The sequence below is a fragment of the Amycolatopsis coloradensis genome (genome assembly GCF_037997115.1).
In the GTDB taxonomy this organism is placed as follows: domain Bacteria; phylum Actinomycetota; class Actinomycetes; order Mycobacteriales; family Pseudonocardiaceae; genus Amycolatopsis; species Amycolatopsis coloradensis_A.
In genome coordinates, this window is record NZ_CP150484.1 from 3073141 (window position 1) to 3091695 (window position 18555).

Annotated in this window: 20 protein-coding genes; 18 read left to right on the forward strand and 2 right to left on the reverse strand. The window is 69.0% G+C overall.

The genetic code is table 11. The features are described from left to right. Positions 1 to 252 precede the first annotated feature (252 nt). On the forward strand, positions 253 to 552 hold the full coding sequence (locus tag LCL61_RS14650; protein ID WP_340687332.1) for a helix-turn-helix transcriptional regulator: 300 nt from the start codon (positions 253 to 255) through the stop codon (positions 550 to 552). A 69-nt stretch (positions 553 to 621) separates the two neighbouring features. Here the strand turns inward: LCL61_RS14650 and LCL61_RS14655 are convergent, their stop codons facing one another. Then, positions 622 to 1236: a (2Fe-2S)-binding protein gene (locus tag LCL61_RS14655; RefSeq protein WP_340687333.1), complete on the reverse strand. Its 615-nt coding sequence runs from the start codon at positions 1234 to 1236 to the stop codon at positions 622 to 624. Further along, positions 1236 to 2096 (reverse strand): putative RNA methyltransferase, encoded by an 861-nt coding sequence (locus tag LCL61_RS14660; RefSeq protein WP_340687334.1) that lies wholly within the window; start codon positions 2094 to 2096, stop codon positions 1236 to 1238. Before LCL61_RS14660 ends, LCL61_RS14655 begins: the two co-directional genes overlap by 1 nt. Before the next feature lie 175 nt (positions 2097 to 2271). On the opposite strand from LCL61_RS14660, the gene LCL61_RS14665 reads away from it, so the two are divergent. The 17 genes from LCL61_RS14665 to lepB all read left to right on the forward strand — a co-directional run bounded on the left by LCL61_RS14665 (position 2272) and on the right by lepB (position 18535). Next, on the forward strand, positions 2272 to 3666 hold the full coding sequence (locus tag LCL61_RS14665) for an ammonium transporter (RefSeq protein ID WP_340687335.1): 1395 nt from the start codon (positions 2272 to 2274) through the stop codon (positions 3664 to 3666). Then, positions 3663 to 4001, forward strand: a complete 339-nt coding sequence (locus tag LCL61_RS14670; protein WP_020630602.1) for a P-II family nitrogen regulator — start codon at positions 3663 to 3665, stop codon at positions 3999 to 4001. The genes LCL61_RS14665 and LCL61_RS14670 overlap by 4 nt, the downstream gene beginning before the upstream one ends. Before the next feature lie 9 nt (positions 4002 to 4010). Next, a complete protein-coding gene (locus LCL61_RS14675; RefSeq protein WP_340687336.1) occupies positions 4011 to 6326 on the forward strand; it encodes a [protein-PII] uridylyltransferase in 2316 nt (771 codons plus the stop codon). Between the two features lie 51 nt (positions 6327 to 6377). Then, positions 6378 to 7220, forward strand: coding sequence for a DMT family transporter (locus LCL61_RS14680; RefSeq protein ID WP_340687337.1), 843 nt, complete (start codon positions 6378 to 6380; stop codon positions 7218 to 7220). Between the two features lie 91 nt (positions 7221 to 7311). After that, positions 7312 to 7704: a hypothetical protein gene (locus tag LCL61_RS14685; protein ID WP_340687338.1), complete on the forward strand. Its 393-nt coding sequence runs from the start codon at positions 7312 to 7314 to the stop codon at positions 7702 to 7704. Positions 7705 to 7753: 49 nt separating this feature from the next. Continuing rightward, positions 7754 to 8593 (forward strand): Ku protein, encoded by an 840-nt coding sequence (locus tag LCL61_RS14690; RefSeq protein WP_340687339.1) that lies wholly within the window; start codon positions 7754 to 7756, stop codon positions 8591 to 8593. 260 nt (positions 8594 to 8853) lie between these two features. Beyond that, the gene (locus tag LCL61_RS14695) at positions 8854 to 10455 is read left to right on the forward strand and encodes a pentapeptide repeat-containing protein (protein ID WP_340687340.1); all 1602 of its coding nucleotides are present in this window, start codon (positions 8854 to 8856) and stop codon (positions 10453 to 10455) included. Positions 10456 to 10533: 78 nt separating this feature from the next. Next, positions 10534 to 12069 carry a signal recognition particle protein gene (gene ffh / locus LCL61_RS14700; protein ID WP_007032900.1) on the forward strand — a complete coding sequence of 512 codons (1536 nt, stop codon included), beginning with the start codon at positions 10534 to 10536 and terminating at the stop codon, positions 12067 to 12069. 3 nt (positions 12070 to 12072) lie between these two features. Next, positions 12073 to 13146 carry an amidohydrolase family protein gene (locus LCL61_RS14705; RefSeq protein WP_340687341.1) on the forward strand — a complete coding sequence of 358 codons (1074 nt, stop codon included), beginning with the start codon at positions 12073 to 12075 and terminating at the stop codon, positions 13144 to 13146. A gap of 129 nt (positions 13147 to 13275) precedes the next feature. Beyond that, entirely contained in the window at positions 13276 to 14025 is a 750-nt protein-coding gene (locus LCL61_RS14710) for a CPBP family intramembrane glutamic endopeptidase (protein ID WP_340688584.1), read from the forward strand. A gap of 57 nt (positions 14026 to 14082) precedes the next feature. Next, positions 14083 to 14886, forward strand: coding sequence for a type II CAAX endopeptidase family protein (locus tag LCL61_RS14715; RefSeq protein ID WP_340687342.1), 804 nt, complete (start codon positions 14083 to 14085; stop codon positions 14884 to 14886). Between the two features lie 157 nt (positions 14887 to 15043). Further along, entirely contained in the window at positions 15044 to 15490 is a 447-nt protein-coding gene (gene rpsP, locus LCL61_RS14720; protein ID WP_005154724.1) for a 30S ribosomal protein S16, read from the forward strand. Continuing rightward, complete coding sequence (locus tag LCL61_RS14725) at positions 15487 to 15726, forward strand: RNA-binding protein (RefSeq protein WP_003103110.1); 240 nt, start codon at positions 15487 to 15489, stop codon at positions 15724 to 15726. Before rpsP ends, LCL61_RS14725 begins: the two co-directional genes overlap by 4 nt. A 16-nt stretch (positions 15727 to 15742) precedes the next feature. Then, positions 15743 to 16255, forward strand: coding sequence for a ribosome maturation factor RimM (gene rimM, locus LCL61_RS14730; RefSeq protein ID WP_340687343.1), 513 nt, complete (start codon positions 15743 to 15745; stop codon positions 16253 to 16255). Next, on the forward strand, positions 16255 to 17019 hold the full coding sequence (gene trmD / locus LCL61_RS14735; RefSeq protein WP_340687344.1) for a tRNA (guanosine(37)-N1)-methyltransferase TrmD: 765 nt from the start codon (positions 16255 to 16257) through the stop codon (positions 17017 to 17019). Before rimM ends, trmD begins: the two co-directional genes overlap by 1 nt. A gap of 183 nt (positions 17020 to 17202) precedes the next feature. Further along, positions 17203 to 17571: a 50S ribosomal protein L19 gene (gene rplS, locus LCL61_RS14740; RefSeq protein WP_005154717.1), complete on the forward strand. Its 369-nt coding sequence runs from the start codon at positions 17203 to 17205 to the stop codon at positions 17569 to 17571. 31 nt (positions 17572 to 17602) lie between these two features. Further along, the gene (gene lepB, locus LCL61_RS14745) at positions 17603 to 18535 is read left to right on the forward strand and encodes a signal peptidase I (protein WP_340687345.1); all 933 of its coding nucleotides are present in this window, start codon (positions 17603 to 17605) and stop codon (positions 18533 to 18535) included. Positions 18536 to 18555 lie beyond the last annotated feature (20 nt).

An 18555-nucleotide genomic window follows, 5' to 3' on the forward strand; every position in this document is an offset into this window, starting at 1 on the left:
TAGTCACACGTTCCTGCGTGACATGAATCGACTAGTTCGTACTTGTCACACAAATCGACGATGCGCTTTTCCTGTCGGAGGGGTTTGCTAGAGAGGGAGGGAGACCTAGAGGGGGGAGGCCGGTCTGTGTCCACGAGCCCGGTGATGGGATTTCCTGCTTCATCGATACACGACCTCGCGCGGCAGAAGGCGATGGTCGTCACGGAGGACGAAGCCGTACGAAACTTGGCGAGATCACTCGTCAGACGTGTCATGGAACTGAACGACGGTGCCACCGTGCAGCGGAAGCCACTGCTCGACGTCACCGAGTACGGCGTCCGATGCCTGCTCGTGCCGGTGGCGCCGGAGCCGCACGACCTGCTCAGCCCGCGCGAGCACGAAGTGGCGCGCATGGTCGGCAGGGGCTATACGAACAAGCAGATCGCCGGTGTCCTGGAAATCAGCCTGAACACCGTTTCCGCGCATATGCGCCGGATCTTCACCAAACTGGGGGTCGGTTCCCGTGCGGCGATGGTGGCCGCGCTGACCGGTGAGAATCTCGCCGCCGGATGAGGCGACCACTCACGACCAACCCGACCGATCGCCAGGCCCGCTCGCCTTGTCGCGCAAGGAAATCGCGCACTAGCCGAGCGCGGCGCGCAGCCGCCGGTCCCGTTCCTCCGGGGTCTGCCGGGGGCAACTGGTGCACTTCGGGTTGCCCGCTTCGTAGATCAGGCAACAGGAAGCACGGCGCACCACGGTGTTCCGCCCGATCCGGGAGAACCGCGGCTCCGGCATCCCGAGCCCGATCGCGGCCACGAGCGGTGCCGCCAGCTCGATCGCTCGCGCGGTGTCGCCGGTCCACAGCAGGCGGTTGCCGATCGAATCCGTCGCGATCGCGCCCAGCGCGCGCGGATTCGCCCCCGTGACGGCCGAAATGGTGCCGATCGCCGTGCTCAGCGTCCCGGCGAACGCGGCGCCGAGTTCGGCCAGCCCACCGTCGAGGAGCCGTGCCGACCGGGCGCCGGCGAAACGGCCGTCCGGGACGAGGTCGATCGTGACGGCGTCGAGTGACGGGTCCAGCGGCTCACCACGTACGAGCGACTCGACAGAGGGCGCGACGAGGACGGAGGACAGCGAGTACCACCAGATCGTGCCGAGCACTTCGGGTCGCGAGCAGCCGTAGAGTTTCGCGGCCCCGCCGATGCGGGCGCTGACCCAGGTCGCGTCGGCGAGCAGCGTCGCGGATACGTCCATCAGGGCACCGGCCGGTACAGCGTGACGCTGAACGAGGTGGTGACGTCCACCGGCGCGGTGATCGCGTCGAGGCGTTCACGGCGGCCGTCGCGGTGCAGGTGGTGTGCGCTCGGCCCCATCTCGATCACCTGGCGGATCCGGGCGGGCGCCAGCGTCACCCGCTGGGTGACCTCGTGCCGGTCCACCCGGGTGAAGCGTTCACCGAGGGTGTCCTCCAGTCGCGCGTCCTTGCCGCCGTCGACGGAGATCACCAGGTCGCCCAGTTCCCGGAGGTGTCCCGGGTTCGGTGTCGCGACGACCAGCAGCCCGTCCGCGCTCAGGACGCGGTGGAACTGCGGGGCGTTGCGGGGCGCGAAGACGTTGAGGATGAGTGACGCGCTCGAGTCGGCCACCGGCCAGGGTTCCCACAGATTCCACACGGCCGCGCCCGCGCGCGCGTGTGCGCGAGCGGCCCGGCGCAGGGCGACGGCGGAGACGTCGAGCGCCAGTCCGTACGCGGCGGGGACGGCGTCGAGCACGTGCGCGAGGTAGTACCCCGTGCCCGCGCCGGCGTCGATGACCATCCCGTCCTCGACGTGGTCCGCGGCCACCTTCGCGAGGGCGTGGGCGAGAGGCAGATAAGCACCGGAAGAAAGGAGGTCGACGCGGGCCGCGACCATCGGCGCGGTGTCCGCCGTGCCCGCCGGGATGCGCGCGTGCAGAAGATTGACGTAACCCTGCTTCGCTACGTCGAACGAGTGGCCTCTCCCGCAACGCACCGTGCGATCGGTTACCCCGACCGGGTCACCGCAGACCGAACACCGCAGCGACCGGACGATCTCCGGTGGCAGTGGGTCATGGCCGGATACACGTGCGTTCATGGACCTATTCGACCATGAGGTTTCGCAACCGGACAGAACGCACCAGGTCTCCGGAAACCTGGCCGTAACAACGCCGCACCGACAGTTCACGTGGGTGAAACCTGAATCGCCGCCCGAGGAAACACCGCGGTCCAAAGATTCCTGCGCAGTACACCCCAGGCACGGGAGGAAGATTGTGCTGAACGCAGGAGACACCGCATGGGTGTTGATCAGCGCCGCGCTGGTCATGCTCATGACACCGGGATTGGCGTTCTTCTACGGCGGCATGGTCCGCGCGAAGAGCGTCCTGAACATGTTGATGATGAACTTCATCGCGCTCGCCGTAGTCGGTGTCCTCTGGACGCTGTACGGCTTCACGATGGCGTTCGGCAACGATATCGGCGGAGGATTGCTCGGTAACTTCGACTTCGCCGGGCTCTCGAACATCTCCGGCAAACTCGCCGGGTTCGCGACCGCCGCCACCGACACCGCGCCCGAGGTCGCCTGGCCCGGTGCGGACGCGCTGCCGTTGTTCGCCTTCGTGATGTTCCAGCTGATGTTCGCGATCATCACGCCCGCGCTGATCTCCGGTGCCATCGCCGACCGCGCCAAGTTCTGGGGCTGGACGCTGTTCGTCGCGGTGTGGGTGACCGTCGTGTACTTCCCGGTCGCGCACTGGGTGTTCTCGTTCAACGGCTTCATCAGCGCCGATTCGGTCGGCGGCTGGATCGCCAACCAGCTCAAGGCGCTCGACTTCGCGGGCGGTACCGCGGTCCACATCAACGCCGGTGCGGCGGGCCTGGCGCTCGCGATCGTGCTCGGCAAGCGCAAGGGCTGGCCGAAGGGCACCGGACGCCCGCACAACGTTCCGTTCGTGCTGCTGGGTGCCGCGCTCCTGTGGTTCGGCTGGTACGGCTTCAACGCCGGTTCGTCGCTGGCCGCCAACGACCTCGCCGCCGTCGCGTTCACCAACACCACCGTCGCGACCGCCGCCGCCATCCTCGGCTGGCTGATCATCGAGCAGATCAAGGTCGGCAAGCCGACCACCCTCGGCGCCGCCTCCGGTGCCGTCGCGGGTCTCGTCGCGATCACCCCGGCGGCCGGTTTCGTCAGCCCGCTGGGTGCCATCGCCATCGGCCTCATCGCCGGTGCCCTGTGCGCGCTGGCGATCAGCCTCAAGTTCCGCTTCGGATTCGACGACTCCCTCGACGTCGTCGGTGTCCACCTCGTGGGTGGTCTCGTCGGCACACTGCTCATCGGTTTCTTCGGCACCACCAGCGTCAACTCGCTCGGCGTCGACGGCCTGTTCTACGGCGGCGGCCTCGGCCAGCTGGGCAAGCAGGCGCTCGCGGCGGCCGTCGTCCTCGGCTACTCGTTCGTGCTCACCTTCGTCATCGGCTGGGTGATCAAGAAGCTCGGCGGGTTCCGCGTCAGCGCGGAGGACGAGGTCAGTGGTATCGATGAGGCCCAGCACGCGGAGAGCGCGTACGACTTCACCGGATCGGGCGGCGGCCTCGGCCAGCCGAGCTCCATCCCGGTCAAGTCGTCCACCGGAAGCGCGGCCACGAAACTCGAGGAGAGCAAGGCATGAAGCTGATCACCGCGATCGTGAAGCCGTTCACGCTCGACGACGTCCGCTCCGCGCTGGAGCAGCTGGGCGTGCTCGGCATGACGGTCAGCGAGGTGCAGGGCTACGGCAGGCAGAAGGGCCACACCGAGGTCTACCGGGGTGCCGAGTACTCCGTGGACTTCGTGGCGAAGCTGCGGGTCGAGGTCGTCACCGACGATTCCAACGTCGAGAAGGTGCTCGACGCGATCACCACGGCCGCCCACACCGGCAAGATCGGTGACGGCAAGATCTGGGTGACGCCGGTGGAGACGGTCATCCGGGTACGCACCGGCGAGCGCGGCTCGGACGCTCTATAGGCGTCACGGATGGCCGACGGGGGTGAACTGGTCAAGGCCACCGAGCGGTTGCTCGAGGGCAGGCACGGGAGGCTGGGGGCGACCGCGTTGCGGGCGGCCCTGGTCGACCTCTACGAATTCTGGTTGGGCAAGGGCGCTTCGGCGGCCGGCGTCGACACCGCTGAACCCGGTGTCGCGCTGGCCGCCGTCGGCGGCCTGGGGCGCAGCGAGCTGGTGCCCTTCTCCGATCTCGATCTCTTGTTGCTGCACAACGGGAACTCGCGGGTCGGCGAGATCGCCGACGCGATCTGGTACCCGTTGTGGGACGCCAAGATCGGTCTCGATCACTCGGTGCGCACTCCGGGTGAGGCGCTGAAGGTGGCGTCCGAGGACCTGCGGACCGCGATGGGGCTGCTCGACATCCGCCACCTCTCCGGGGACGCCGAGATCACCGCCAGGCTGGCGGCCGCGGCACGGGACCAGTGGCGGCGGACCGCGAGGAGACGGATGGGCGAGCTGGCTGACGCGGTGCGTCAGCGCTGGGCCCGCAGTGGCGAGATCGCGCAGTCCGCCGAGCCGGATCTCAAGCACGGCAGGGGTGGGCTTCGCGACTTCGCCGTCTTGGAAGCGCTGGCGGCGGCACAGCTGACGGCGAGACCCGGCGAGGAACTCTTGGCCGCGAAGAGCCTGCTGCTCGACGTCCGGACGGAACTGCGCCGGGAGCTGCGCCGTGAGCGGGACATCCTCAGCGCGCCGGAGGCCGAGACGGTCGCGGGCGAGCTCGGGTTCGGCGACCGGTTCACCTTGGCGCGCAAGCTTTCCGGTGTCGGCAGGACGATCGCGTACGCGGTGGACGTCGCGCTCCGGTCCACTGTGGAACCGCCAAAGGCGCGGTTCGGGCGGCGGCCGGTGCGGACGCCGCTCGACGAGGGTGTCGTCCTGCACGGGAACGAAGTCGCGCTGGCGCGGGACGCGGTGCCCGCCAAGGATCCGGCCCTGCTGCTGCGGGTCGCCGCGGCGTCGGCCCGGATCCGGAAGCCCATCGCGCACGGGACCCTGCGGGCCCTCGCCGAAACCGCGCCGGAACTGCGCGCACCGTGGCCCGCCGACGCCCTCAAAGCGCTGGTGGAATTGCTCGGCGCGGGCGAGGGACTCGTCGACGCCGTGGAGGCGCTGGACCGCACCGGCCTGTGGGCGCGCCTGTTCCCCGAATGGGGGGCGGTGCGGGATCTCCCGCCGAGATCGCCGGTGCACTCCTGGACCGTCGACAGGCATCTCGTGCGTGCCGCGGTCGAGGCGTCGAAACTGACGACCACCGTTTCGCGGCCGGATCTGCTGCTGATCGGCGCGCTGCTGCACGACATCGGCAAGGGCCGCGACGCGGACCACTCCGAACTCGGCGCGAAGATCAGCGCCCAGGTCGCGGCCCGGCTCGGGCTGACGGACGCCGATTCGGCGCTGGTCGCGGCGATGGTCCGGCATCACCTGCTGCTGCCGCACACCGCGACGCGGCGGGACATCAGCGATCCCGCGACGATCCAGCGGGTGACGAAGACGCTCGACGAGAACCTCGTCCTGCTGGAACTGCTGCACGCCCTGACGACGGCCGATTCGCTGGCCACCGGGCCTGGCGTATGGACCGACTGGAAGGCACGCCTGCTCGCCGAACTCGTCTCCGGTTGCGAAGAAGCCTTGCACGGCAAGGGTTTCGTGCCGCCGGAGCCGATGGGTGCCGAACAGCGGGAGCTCGTCGCCGAAGCCGTCGCGTCCGGCCGTGGCGAGGTGCGCATCACCGCCGCCGGCAAGGTCGTGACCGTGGTGCTGGCGGTCCCGGCCCGCGCGGAACTGCTGGCTCCCGCGGCCGGGGTGCTCGCGCTGAACTCGCTCGAGGTCCACGCGGCGGTGCTGCGCGGGCACGACGGGGGACGGGCCGGCGTGTTCACGGCGTCGCCGAAGTTCGGCTCGCTGCCCGACGTCACCCTGCTGCGTGAGCAGTTCGCGCGGGCGGTGGCCGGGACGCTGCCGCTCACCCAGCGGCTCGCGGCCAAGGAACGGGACTACGGCGGAGGGGAGACGCCGTCGGCCGGAGCGAAGGTGATCTGGTTCGACGACGAGACCAGCGGGCACGACACGGTCGTGGTCGAACTACGGGCCGCGAACCGGATCGGGCTGCTGTACCGGGTCGCGGGCGCGCTGCGCCGGTGCGAGGCCGAGGTGCGCTGGGCGAAGGTGGCCACGCTCGGTGGCGCCGTCGTCGACTCGTTCGCCGTCGCGCCGCGGGCGGGCCGCGTCGACCAGGAGTGGCGGTCGAAGATCGAAGCCGCGCTGCTGGCCGCCGCTTCCTGACGCCGGTGCCTTGATCGTTTGGGGACGCCGTCCACCGGGTAGGCGAGCGCCATGCCCGATCCCACTCTGCTCGCGCTGGGATCCGCCCTCTGTTACGGATTCGTCGACTTCGCGGGCGGGCTCCTGGCCAGGCGGGCCGACTTCGCCGCCGTCGCGTTCGCCGGCCAGGCGGGCGGTTTCGTGTTCATGCTCGGTGCCGTACCGCTGCTCACGCCGGCGGATCCGTCGATGCCGGACCTCGTATGGGGCGCGGCCTCCGGCTTCGGCACGGCCGTCGGCATGGTCTTCCTCTATCGCGGTCTGATCGGCGGGGCGATGAGCATCGTGGTGCCGATCAGCGCGGTGGGCAGCGTGACGCTGCCCGTGCTCGTCGGCGTGACCCTGCTGGGCGAGCGGCCCTCGGTGCCGGGGTTCGCCGGGATCGGGCTGGCGGTCATCGCGCTGGGGGCCGTTTCGCGTTCCGGCGCGGGCGACTCGGAAGGCGCGAAGTCCGCGGCCCGGGACGCGCTGATCGCCAGCGCCGGATTCGCCGTCCAGTATCTCGCGCTGGCGCAGTCGGCACCGGAAGGCGGTCTCTGGCCGGTCGTGGCGAGCAGGCTGGCGGCGACTTCGGCGATCCTCCCGATCGTCATCCGACGAGGGAACGGTGTGCGGTTGCCGTGGCGCTTCGCCGTCGGCTCGGCGGCGAATGGCTGCTTCGCCGCGTTGTCTCTGGTGCTGTATCTCCTCGCCACCCGTCAGGGACTGACCACGATCGCGGTGGTGCTGGCGTCGTTCTATCCGGTCGTGCCGGTCGTCCTCGGCATCGTGGCACTCCGTGAGCGGCCGGGACCTGTGCGATCCGCGGGGTTGGTCCTGGCGGCGGCCGCGGTGGTCCTGCTCGGTCACGGCTGACCCGGACCGGGGTGTCGCGCGAATCGCGGAGGGTAGCGGTGGCAGGATGTGCGCGGTCGAGACCCGAAGGAGCCGGAGGGGCGGTGAGCACGTGCTCGACCACGAGAGGGACTCGCCCGGACCGCGGCGGATCACGCTTCCGCCGACGGTCGTGGCCTCCCACCTCCGCGCGTGCGCGGACGACCTCGCCGTCTCCCTCACCGCGTCCGGTACCGCCGCGACCGTGCCCGAACTGCTCAAGGTGGTCCGGCACCTCGTCGCGGGGCAGCAGGCCCTCGCCATCGCGCTCGAAGGCATGGCGGGCCGGGTCGAAGGGGGAGGCGAAGGCGCGCTGGCCACCGCCCCGATGGTCGACGTCGAGGTCGTCGCCGAAGTGCTCCGTGCGGCGGCCACCGCTGTCGACTGTTCGGCCGAGGCACTCGCCGAATCCCGTCCCTCGTTCGAATGTGTGAGCGAATCGGTCGCCCCTGACACCCGTTTGTAGCTGTCCCGCCCCTTCGGCGCGTCGATACGCTGACCAGGCGGAGGTGGGCATGCGAGCGGTGTGGAAAGGCACGATCGGATTCGGGACCTACGCCATTCCGGTGAAGGCGTACAGCGCGACCGAAGAGCACAACGTCCCCCTCCACCAGGTGCACGAGCCCGACGGCGGCCGGGTGCGGGTGAAGTGGGTCTGCGAGGTCGACGGCGCCGAGGTGCCCGCGGCCGAGATCGGCAAGGGGTATCCCGTCCCCAACGGCGACGTCGTCCTGCTGACCGCCGGGGATTTCGCGTCCCTGCTCCCGCCCACCACCCAGTCGATGGACGTCGTCGGCTTCACCCCCGCCGAGCAGGTCGACCCGATGTACTTCGCGCGCAGCTACTACCTCGAGCCGGAGCCGGCCGGTACGAAGCCGTACGTGCTGTTGAGCGAGGCGCTGCAGCAGTCCGGGCGGATCGCGATCGTGAAGGTGACCTTGCGGCAGCGCGAAACGCTGGGTGCGCTGCGCGTGCGGGACCAGGTGATCCTGCTCGAGACGATGCTGTGGCCCGACGAGATCCGGCGGCCCGCCTTCCCGTTCCTGCACGAGGACGTCGACCTGCGGCGCGGGGAACTGCGGAACGCGGTTTCGCTGATCGAGGACCTCACGCGGGATTTCGACCCCGGCCGGTACACCGATCACTACCGTGAAGCGCTCGAAGCGCTCATCCAGGCCAAGCTGGACGGCGACGACGTCCTCCAGCCGACCGCCGCCGAACAGGCCGAAGGCGTGACGCGGCTGCTGGCGGCCTTGCAGCAGGGGCCGGTCGAGAAAGCCAAGGAAGCGGCGGACAAGGCGCGCCAGGCGCGGACGCGGGCGGAGCGGGCTTCGTCGTCGGCCAAGACCAGTTGAGTAGATCTACTCAGGGGGAGTTGGGGGTCTTCACGCTGCCGTGACCCCAGGGTGACCAGGCATGGTTATGTCATCGCGCGGAGAGAGCGCGGGCAGCGAATCGCCTGGTACTGGGGGTCCGGCGATACCGAGTCCCGCGAAGCTCGCCGAGTGTGCTTACGGTCGGCTCGCGGGGAGGCGAGCCTTCCGTAGGGGCTCCGGTACCGATCTGCGAGGGGCGATCGGTCCCGGAGCCCTGTTTTGTGCGCTAGTAATGACGCATGGGCGAGGCCTGGCCGGTATGCGGACTCGAACACTGCTGCGGCGTCCGCATTCCCGACTTCGATCATTGTCTCCGGCACCTCGAACCCGGGCAGCGGGACGAATACTTCGACGGTCTCTCGCTCGGCGCTGAGGTCGACCTGCGGGGAACCGAGCTTTCCGGCGAACTGATCGAGAAGCTCGTCGACGCCGTCGGGAGTATCGACGGCCGTCGCGCGGAGTTCGGCCGAGCGGAGTTCGCCGGAGCGCGCTTTCCCGGGCCCGTGGCTTTCGAAGACGTGACGTTCTTCGACGCGGACTTCACGAATGCCAGGTTCGAGGGCGGCGCGCGATTCGACAAAGCCGGGTTCCGGGACAGCACCACTTTTCACCGGGCCTGGTTCGGTGGCCCGGTCTCGTTCCGGGACTGTGCCTTCGAGGAGGTCGGGTTCACTACCGCGACCTTCTCCGGCGACACCGCGTTCGACCGGGCGAAGTTCACGAGCGACGTGTCGTTCTCCCGCCAGACTTTCGGCGCTGTTTCCTTCGGCGAAACGGAATTCGCGGGCGAGGCGGGATTCGGGTCGTCGCGGTTCACCGGCCGTGCCACGTTCACCGGGGCGAAGTTCGCCGCGGCCGCGATGTTCGACGGTGCCGTGTTCGATGACGACGCGCGGTTCGACGATGCCGCCTTCGACGGGGAAGCGACCTTCGATGGCGTGAGATTCCATGCGGAAGCCCGTTTTCAGGGAGCCGTCTTCACCGCCGCCGAGCGCTTCGGGCCGGTCAGCGCCGAGCGGCTGGACTTCGGCCGCGCGACCTTCCGAAGACGGATCACCCTCTTCGCCGCGTCGCCGTCGATGGACTGTTTCGAGACCAGGTTCGAGGAAGGGGTCACGCTCAGGCTGGTCCGTCAGTCGATGCTCGGCTTGGAAAGGTCGGTGTTCGGCAAGGCTTCGACGGTCACGGGAGCCGCGTCCGTGACGTCTGTCGAGGGAGTGGATGTCGCCGACCTCGTGTTCACCGACGTCGACTTGGCGGACTGCTGCTTCGCCGGTGCGCATCACCTGGACAAACTGAGGTTGGAAGGCGACTGCACCTTCGGCTCGTACGGCAATCGCCAGGTCCTCGCCGAGGAACGCGCCTGGCGAAGTCGCAGAGACGCACCGGTCGGCCCGCGCCGCATCGCCGACCTCTACCGCCAGCTCCGCAAGGCGCAGGAAGACAGCAAGAACGAACCCGGTGCCGCCGACTTCTACTACGGCGAGATGGAGATGCGCCGCCACAGCCCGGCCACCCCTTGGTCCGAGCGCGTCATTCTCCATCTCTACTGGCTCGTCTCCGGCTACGGACTCCGTGCCCTCAGAGCCCTCGCGACCCTGGCGGTCCTCATAGCCGTCGTGAGCACGAGCATCTGGCTGGGCGGCTTCAAGACCACGCCCGCCTTCGGTGACACGTTGGTCTACGTCGCCCAAAGCACCGTTTCGCTGGAAACGAAACTGGCGTCGCTGCCGAAGGACCTGACGCCGCTCGGAGAGGTCTTGCGGCTGGTCACGCGCGTCTTCGGGCCGCTGCTGCTCGGCCTGACCCTCCTGGCCGTGCGCAACCGCGTCAAACGCTGACCTCGGACACCGACTACCCTGGGAAGCCGCCGGTTGGTACCGGCGAGCCACAACGACCCAGCTGGAGCGTGCACACCCGTGTTCGACACCCTCTCCGATCGGCTCACGTCCGCCCTGCAGACGCTGTCTCGCAAGGGCAGGCTCTCCGACGCCGACATCGACGCCACCGCGCGCGAGATCCGTATCGCGCTGCTCGAGGCGGATGTCGCGCTGTCTGTGGTCAAGGACTTCATCGCCCGGATCAAGGAGCGCGCCAAGGGCGCCGAGGTGCACGGCGCGCTGAACCCGGCGCAGCAGGTCATCAAGATCGTCAACGAGGAACTCGTCACCATCCTCGGCGGCGAGACCAGGCGGCTCACGTTCGCGAAGAACCCGCCGACGGTCATCATGCTCGCGGGTCTGCAGGGTGCCGGTAAGACGACGCTCGCGGGCAAGCTCGCGATGTGGCTGAAGAAGCAGGGTCACGCGCCGATGCTGGTCGCGTGTGACCTCCAGCGTCCCAACGCGGTCACGCAGCTGCAGGTCGTCGGCGAGCGGGCCGGGGTCGCGGTCTTCGCGCCCGAGCCCGGGAACGGCGTCGGCGACCCGGTCGACGTCGCCCGCCGCGCCATCGACGAGGCCAAGCGCGCCCAGCACGACATCGTCCTGGTCGACACCGCCGGCCGTCTCGGCGTCGACGAAGAGCTGATGAAGCAGGCCGCGGACATCCGCGACGCCGTTTCGCCGGACGAGACGCTGTTCGTCGTCGACGCGATGATCGGTCAGGACGCGGTCACCACGGCCGAGGCGTTCCGCGACGGCGTCGGCTTCACCGGTGTCGTGCTCACCAAGCTCGACGGTGACGCCCGCGGTGGTGCCGCGCTGTCCGTCCGCCAGGTCACCGGCCAGCCGATCCTGTTCGCCTCCAACGGTGAGAAGCTCGAGGACTTCGACCTCTTCCACCCGGACCGGATGGCCAGCCGCATCCTCGGCATGGGCGACGTGCTCAGCCTCATCGAACAGGCCGAGCAGCACTTCGACCAGGAGAAGGCCGAGCAGACGGCGGCCAAACTCGGCAGCGGCCAGCTCACCCTCGAAGACTTCCTCGAGCAGATGCTCGCGGTCCGCAAGATGGGCCCGATCGGCAACCTGCTCGGCATGCTGCCCGGCGCCGGACAGATGAAGGACCAGCTCGCGCAGGTCGACGACAAGCAGCTCGACAAGCTGCAGGCGATCATCCGCGGCATGACCCCCGCCGAGCGGGCCGACCCGAAGATCATCAACGCCTCGCGCCGCGTCCGGATCTCGAAGGGCTCCGGTGTCGCCGTCCGCGACGTCAACGACCTGGTCAACCGGTTCTTCGAAGCGCGCAAGATGATGGCGCAGATGGCGGGCCGGTTCGGCTTCGGCGGCGGAGGCGGCGGCAGCAAGAACCGCAAGGGCAAGAAGGGGAAGAAGGGCAAGGGGCGCGGCCCGACGCAGCCCAAGGTCCGCGGCGGCTTCCCCGGCGGCATGCCGATGCTGCCCCCGGGCGGCGGTATGCCCGGTGGAATGCCCGATCTCTCGCAGCTCGGCGGCATGAACGACGTACCAGGGTTCGACCCGAAGAAGTTCAAGCTGCCGAAGGACAAGTAGCCCGTGGAAGCGCTGCACCTGGCCGGCGTCGTCCTGCCGGACGGCGAGCACCGCGAGCTGTGGGTCACCGGCGGCCGGATCACCACCGAACCGGTCGCCGGAGCGGAAACCGTGGTCCGGGAAGGCTTTCTGGTTCCCGGGCTGGTCGACGCGCACTGTCACCCCGGGATCGGCGTCGGCGGCGCGACCACGCTGGAAGAGGCCGCCGGACAGGCGATCACCGATCGCGACGCCGGGACGCTGCTGATCCGCGACTGCGGGCTGCCGATCGACGTCCGGTCGTTGCAGGAGCGGGCCGATCTGCCGCGGATCATCCGCGCCGGACGGCATCTCGCCCTGCGCAAGCGCTACATCCCCGGCCTGGGCATCGAACTCGAAGACCCTTCCGAACTGCCGAAGGCGGTCGCCGAACAAGCGCGTGACGGTGACGGCTGGGTCAAACTCGTCGGCGACTGGATCGACCGCGGTGCCGGCGATCTCGCGCCGCTCTGGCCCGACGACGTCCTCGCCGAAGCCATCGCCGCCGCGCACGCCGAGGGCGCCAAGGTGACGGCGCACGTGTTCGGCCAGGCCGCGTTGCCGGGCCTGATCGACGCGGGGATCGACTGCCTCGAACACGGCACGGAGCTTTCGGCGGACCAGCTGGGCGTCCTCGCCGAACGCGGGATCGCGCTCGTGCCGACCCTGATCAACATCGAGAACTTCCCGGGTATCGCGGACAAGGCCGGCAAATACCCGGTGTACGCCGACCACATGCGGGCACTGCACGCCGGCGTGGGGGAGATGGTCTCGACGGCGATCGAGGCGGGCGTCGCGGTGTACGCCGGAAGCGACGCGGGCGGCATGGTCGAGCACGGCAGGCTCGTCGACGAGATCGAGGCGCTGCACAAGGCGGGCATGTCCGAGGAGCAGGCGCTGGCTTCGGCTTCGTGGGCGGCCCGCGAATGGCTCGGCGTACCGGGAATCGTCGACGGCGCGTCGGCCGATCTGCTCGTCTACCCGTCCGATCCGCGCGAGGATCTCGCGGTGCTGCGGCATCCGAGCCATATCGTCCTGCGTGGCAAGATCTACGCCTAGCCGAAGGGGACTTTCCCCTCATTTCATGAGGTGAAGGACGCTTTCGTCGCGTCGCACGCGGGTAAAGCGTCCTTCAGCTCCTGACCCGACTCCACCGGTGACCGGAGCGGCACTTAGCGTGGAGGCGTGGTGGACGACGGGCAGGCTCGCGAGCGTTTGGTGCTCGGAGCGCACTGGGGCTTCGTAGCTTTCTTCGCGGGCATCGCCGGATACCACCTCGTCACGCTCGTCATGAGCTTCCTGATGTCAGGCCGCTTCGGCGGCTACGACCCGCTCGAACTCCGTGACGTCGGCCCGCTGCTGATCCTCGCGTTCCTGCCGACCCTCGTGCTCGGTCTCGGCCCGGCGGTCGGCTCACGCGTTTGGGGGCAGGGGCTCCGCGCGGACTTCGGGCTCAAACCCACCTGGCGCGACGTCCGGATCGGGCTCGCTTGCGGGGCCGCCGCGCTCGCCGCCGGCTACCTCCTCAACCTGCTCCTGCTCGCCGTGTACGGGACCGACAGCGACGACAGGACCTTCTCCGACGTCTCGCCCGGCCCGATCACCGAGCTGTCGGGCACCACCGACGGCGACACGATCTGGCTGGTGCTGGCCGCGGTCATCGTCGTCCTCGCCGCTCCGGTCACCGAAGAACTGCTGTTCCGCGGCACGCTGTGGAACGCCATGGGCTTCCACCGCCTGCCCTCGTGGGTGATCCTGCTGGTCACCGCACTGGTGTTCGCCCAGCTGCACGGCGAGGCCGCGCGCACGATCGCGTTGTTCGGCCAGGGCATCGCCATCGGTCTCGCCCGCTACCTCTCCGGCAGGGTGAGCGCGTCCGTCATCGCGCACGCCGCCAACAACCTCCCGCCGGCTGTATTGCTCTTCGCGGCGAGGTGATCGCCGGTCCAGGCGGTTAGAGTCTTTGAGTAACCGAACGATCACCGGAGGATCGGCGTGACCGTATCTCAGCCCAGGGAGCCGATCCCCGAGGCCGCGCCGGACGAGCTCATTGCCGGAGGTGAGGTGGCCGCGCCCGACACGCCACCGCCGCATCGCTGGGGATTCGGGGCCTTCCTCCTGGTGGAAGCCGTCCTGCTGGCGTCGGCGGCGTTCATCAGCGTCCTGCTCGGCGACGTCCAGCCCGGTCAGCCCCTGCCGATGCGCATGGTGCTGCTGGGCACCATGCTGCCGACGATGATCGCCGCCGGGGTCGCGCTGCTGATCACCCGCCTGCGTGGCAACGGTCCGTTCACCGACCTGCGGATCGGCTGGAGCTGGGCCGACGTCAAGGTCGGGCTCAAGCTCGGTGTGCTCGGGCTCGGGTTCACCTCGCTCGCCGCCTACATCTGGACGCAGGTCGTCGGCAACGAGAACGCGACCTCGGCGATCAGCGCGCTCGTGGAGGACCGGCGGATGTCGGTCTCGGCGGCCGTGGTCATGTTCATCTACCTGTGGCTGGTCGGGCCGATCTGCGAGGAGATCATCTACCGCGGCCTCTTGTGGGGCGCGGTGGAACGGTTGACCTGGCGCACCGAACGCTGGGGGAGGATCGTGGCGTTCCTGGTCTCCACGGCCGTTTTCGCGGCGAGCCACCTCGAACCGCTGCGCACCACGTTGCTGCTGGTGATCGCGATCCCGATCGGGCTGGCCAGGGTGTTCACCGGGCGGCTGCTCGGCAGCGTGGTCGCCCATCAGGTGAACAACTTCCTCCCGGCCGTGACGATCCTGCTCGCCTCGCTCGGGATAGCCGCGTTCTGACAGTCAGTTGGCGTCTGGCAGAATGTACGCTTGCCTGCTTTGGCCGGACCCTCTCACCGCGCCCGAGCTCACCCTTCGGGTGTGCGCAGCCGTGTCCCCACTCGGCTGGCGTGCGCCTTCCACATGCATCAGAGAGAACTGAGGAGTACCCACACCCGTGGCCGTCAAGATCAAGCTGCAGCGTCTCGGCAAGATCCGTGCGCCGTACTACCGCATCATCGTCGCCGACGCGCGCACCCGCCGTGATGGCAAGGCCATCGAGACGATCGGCAAGTACCACCCCAAGGAAGAGCCGAGCTTCATCGAGGTCGACACCGAGCGGGCCCAGCACTGGCTGTCCGTCGGTGCCCAGCCGACCGAGCCGGTCCAGCGCATCCTCGAGATCACCGGTGACTGGCAGAAGTTCAAGGGCCTGCCGGGCGCCGAGGGCACCCTGAAGGTCGCCGAGCCGAAGCCGTCGAAGCAGGACCTGTTCAACGCCGCGCTCGCCGCCGCCGGTGACTCGGCCTCCGCCGAGGCCACCACGCCGAAGAAGAAGTCCGCTCCGAAGAAGGCCGAAGCCGACAAGGCCGAAGCCGCCGAGGGTGACAAGGCCGAGGCGTGAGCTTCCTCGCTGACTCCCTCGAGCACCTGGTGCGCGGGATCGTCGACAACCCGGACGAGGTCCGGGTCGAGCTGCTGACCACGCGTCGTGGCCGCACGCTCGAGGTGCACGTGCACCCCGACGATCTCGGCAAGGTGATCGGCCGGGGCGGTCGTACCGCGACCGCCCTGCGCACCGTCATGGGCGGCATCGGTGGCCGCGGCGTCCGCGTGGACGTCGTCGACACCGATCGCTGACCAAGGACACAACGGGATGGACGTCGTAGTCGGCCGGATCGCCAAGGCGCACGGAATCCGCGGGGAGCTCGCGGTGGACGTGCGCACGGACTCGCCGGAACAGCGGTTCGCGGTCGGTTCGGCCGTCACGACGAAGCTGCGTGACGGCAGCAGCAGAGACCTCACCATCGCAGCCGCCCGCGAGCACAGCGGGCGGCTGCTGGTGCGTTTCGAAGAGGTGCTGACCAGGGACGTCGCGGAGACCCTCCGCGGCGCGCTGCTGATCGCCGACACCTCGACGCTGCCGCCGACCGAAGACCCCGACGAGTTCTACGACCACGAACTCGAAGGCCTGCGGGCCGAACTCGCCGACGGCACGGTCGTCGGCAAGGTGCTCGAAATCGTGCACTCGCCCGCCGGCGAGCTGCTGTCGATCGAGCACGACGGACGCGAGGTGCTGGTGCCGTTCGTGAAGGCGATCGTCCCGGCGGTCGACGTCCCGGGCGGCCGCGTGGTCATCGACCCGCCGGAAGGCCTGCTGGACGCCTGATGCGCCTCGACGTAGTCACGATCTTCCCCGAATACCTCGATCCGCTCCGCGCCGCGCTGCTCGGGCGTGCGATCGACCGCGGCCTCATCGAGGTCGGCGTGCACGACCTGCGGGACTGGACGCACGACGTCCACCGCGCCGTCGACGACGCGCCGTACGGCGGCGGGCCCGGCATGGTGATGAAACCCCAGATCTGGGGCCCCGCCCTGGACGACGTCTGCGGCGAGAACACCCGCCTCGTGGTCCCGACCCCCGCCGGGCGGCCGTTCACCCAGGCCATGGCCCACCAGTACGCCACCGAGGAGCACCTGGTGTTCGCGTGCGGCCGCTACGAGGGCATCGACCAGCGGGTGATCGACGACGCCGCGAGGCGGATGCCCGTCGATGAGGTCTCCATCGGCGACTACGTGCTGGTCGGCGGCGAGGCCGCGGTACTGGTGATGGTCGAGGCCGTCGTCCGGCTGCTGCCCGGAGTCCTCGGCAACGCCCGCTCCGCCGAGGAGGACTCGTTCTCCGACGGGCTGCTCGAAGGCCCCAGCTACACCCGGCCGGAGGTCTGGCGCGACCTGGCCGTACCGGACGTCCTGCGTTCGGGAAACCACGCGCTGATCGACCGCTGGCGCCGCGACCAGGCGCTGGAACGCACCGTGCGGCGCAGGCCCGAACTGATCGGGCAACTGCCGGAAGGTAGTCTCGACAAGCACGATCTCGCCGTCCTCGAGCGGTTGGACGAGGACAGCGACCAGGCCGGGTCGAACACCTGATTCCTGGTCTGCAATACTTGACAGGTTGGCGTGAGCGGACGCGCGAGTTTTGACTTCTGCCATTGGTTGAAGTCGGAGGCGCGAGGTCGGCCGGAACGCCATCAGCCCCCGGGTAGGTCGCAGTGCCCGACACTGCGCGCCCAAGCTGCACGTAAGCCATACGAAGACGAGGACGGACCACCGATGAACACCCTGGACGCGCTGGACGCGCAGTCACTGCGTTCCGACATCCCGGACTTCCGACCGGGCGACACGCTCAAGGTTCACGTCCGCGTCATCGAGGGCAACCGCGAGCGCAACCAGATCTTCCAGGGCGTCGTGCTGCGTCGCCAGGGCGGCGGCATCCGCGAGACCTTCACGGTCCGCAAGGTGTCGTTCGGCATCGGCGTGGAGCGCACCTTCCCGGTGCACTCGCCGAACATCGCCGAGGTCGAGGTCTTCAAGCGCGGTGACGTCCGCCGGGCGAAGCTCTACTACCTCCGCGAGCTGCGCGGCAAGGCCGCCAAGATCAAGGAACGCCGCGAAAACCGCGAGACGACCTCCGCCAAGTAGGTAGCCGCACGGTTACAGGTAACCTGGCGTCGTGGTCGAACCCGTGTCCCAGAACACTTCCGAAGACGAGCCCGATCGCCCCGAAGAGGAGCGCCCCACCAGGGCCTCCCGACGGGGCCGATCCGACTCCAAGAAATTCGGCAAGGTCAACAAGAAGCGGTCGTTCTGGAAGGAACTGCCGATCCTGATCGTCGTGGCACTCGTGCTGACGATCTTGATCCAGCAGTTCCTCGCCAAGGTCTACATGATCCCCTCGGGGTCGATGGAGACCACGCTGCACGGCTGCGCGGGGTGCAGGGGCGACCGAATCCTGGTCGACCGGATCACGTACGACTTCACCGATCCCGGCCCGGGCGACGTGGTGGTCTTCAAGGGACCGCCCACCTGGGTCGGTGAGATCGACACGCCGGAGTCCAGCAACATCTTCGTCACCGCTTTCTACGGACTGGGTTCCCTGATCGGCTTCGCGCCGCCGGACGAGCGTGACTTCGTCAAGCGGATCATCGCGACCGCCGGGCAGACGGTGCAGTGCTGCGATCCGCAGAACCGGGTGATCGTGGACGGCAAGGCGCTCGACGAGCCGTACATCCACTGGGAACCGGGTTCCAACGTGGACGAGAGCGGCAAGCCCGTCCAGGACACGTTCGAACCGGTCAAGGTGCCTGCCGGCTATGTCTGGGTGATGGGCGACAACCGCAACAATTCGAGCGACTCACGGCGCCAGGGCCCGATTCCGGTCGACAACATCATCGGTAAGGCGCGGGTCATCGTGCTTCCGCCCGGCCGCTGGGGTGGCGTTTCGGACCACAACCCGCAGGCGAACGCCCAGCCGCTGGCGCTCAGTGCGCCCGCCTGGCAGCAGGGGCTTCCCCTCGGCGTCGGTGTCGCCGCGGCGTGGCCCGTGCTCTTCCTCGGCAGGCGGATGTCGGCCGGAGTGCGCAAGGCGGTCGACCGGAGGCGGTAAGGCCTTGAGATTTCCTGTAC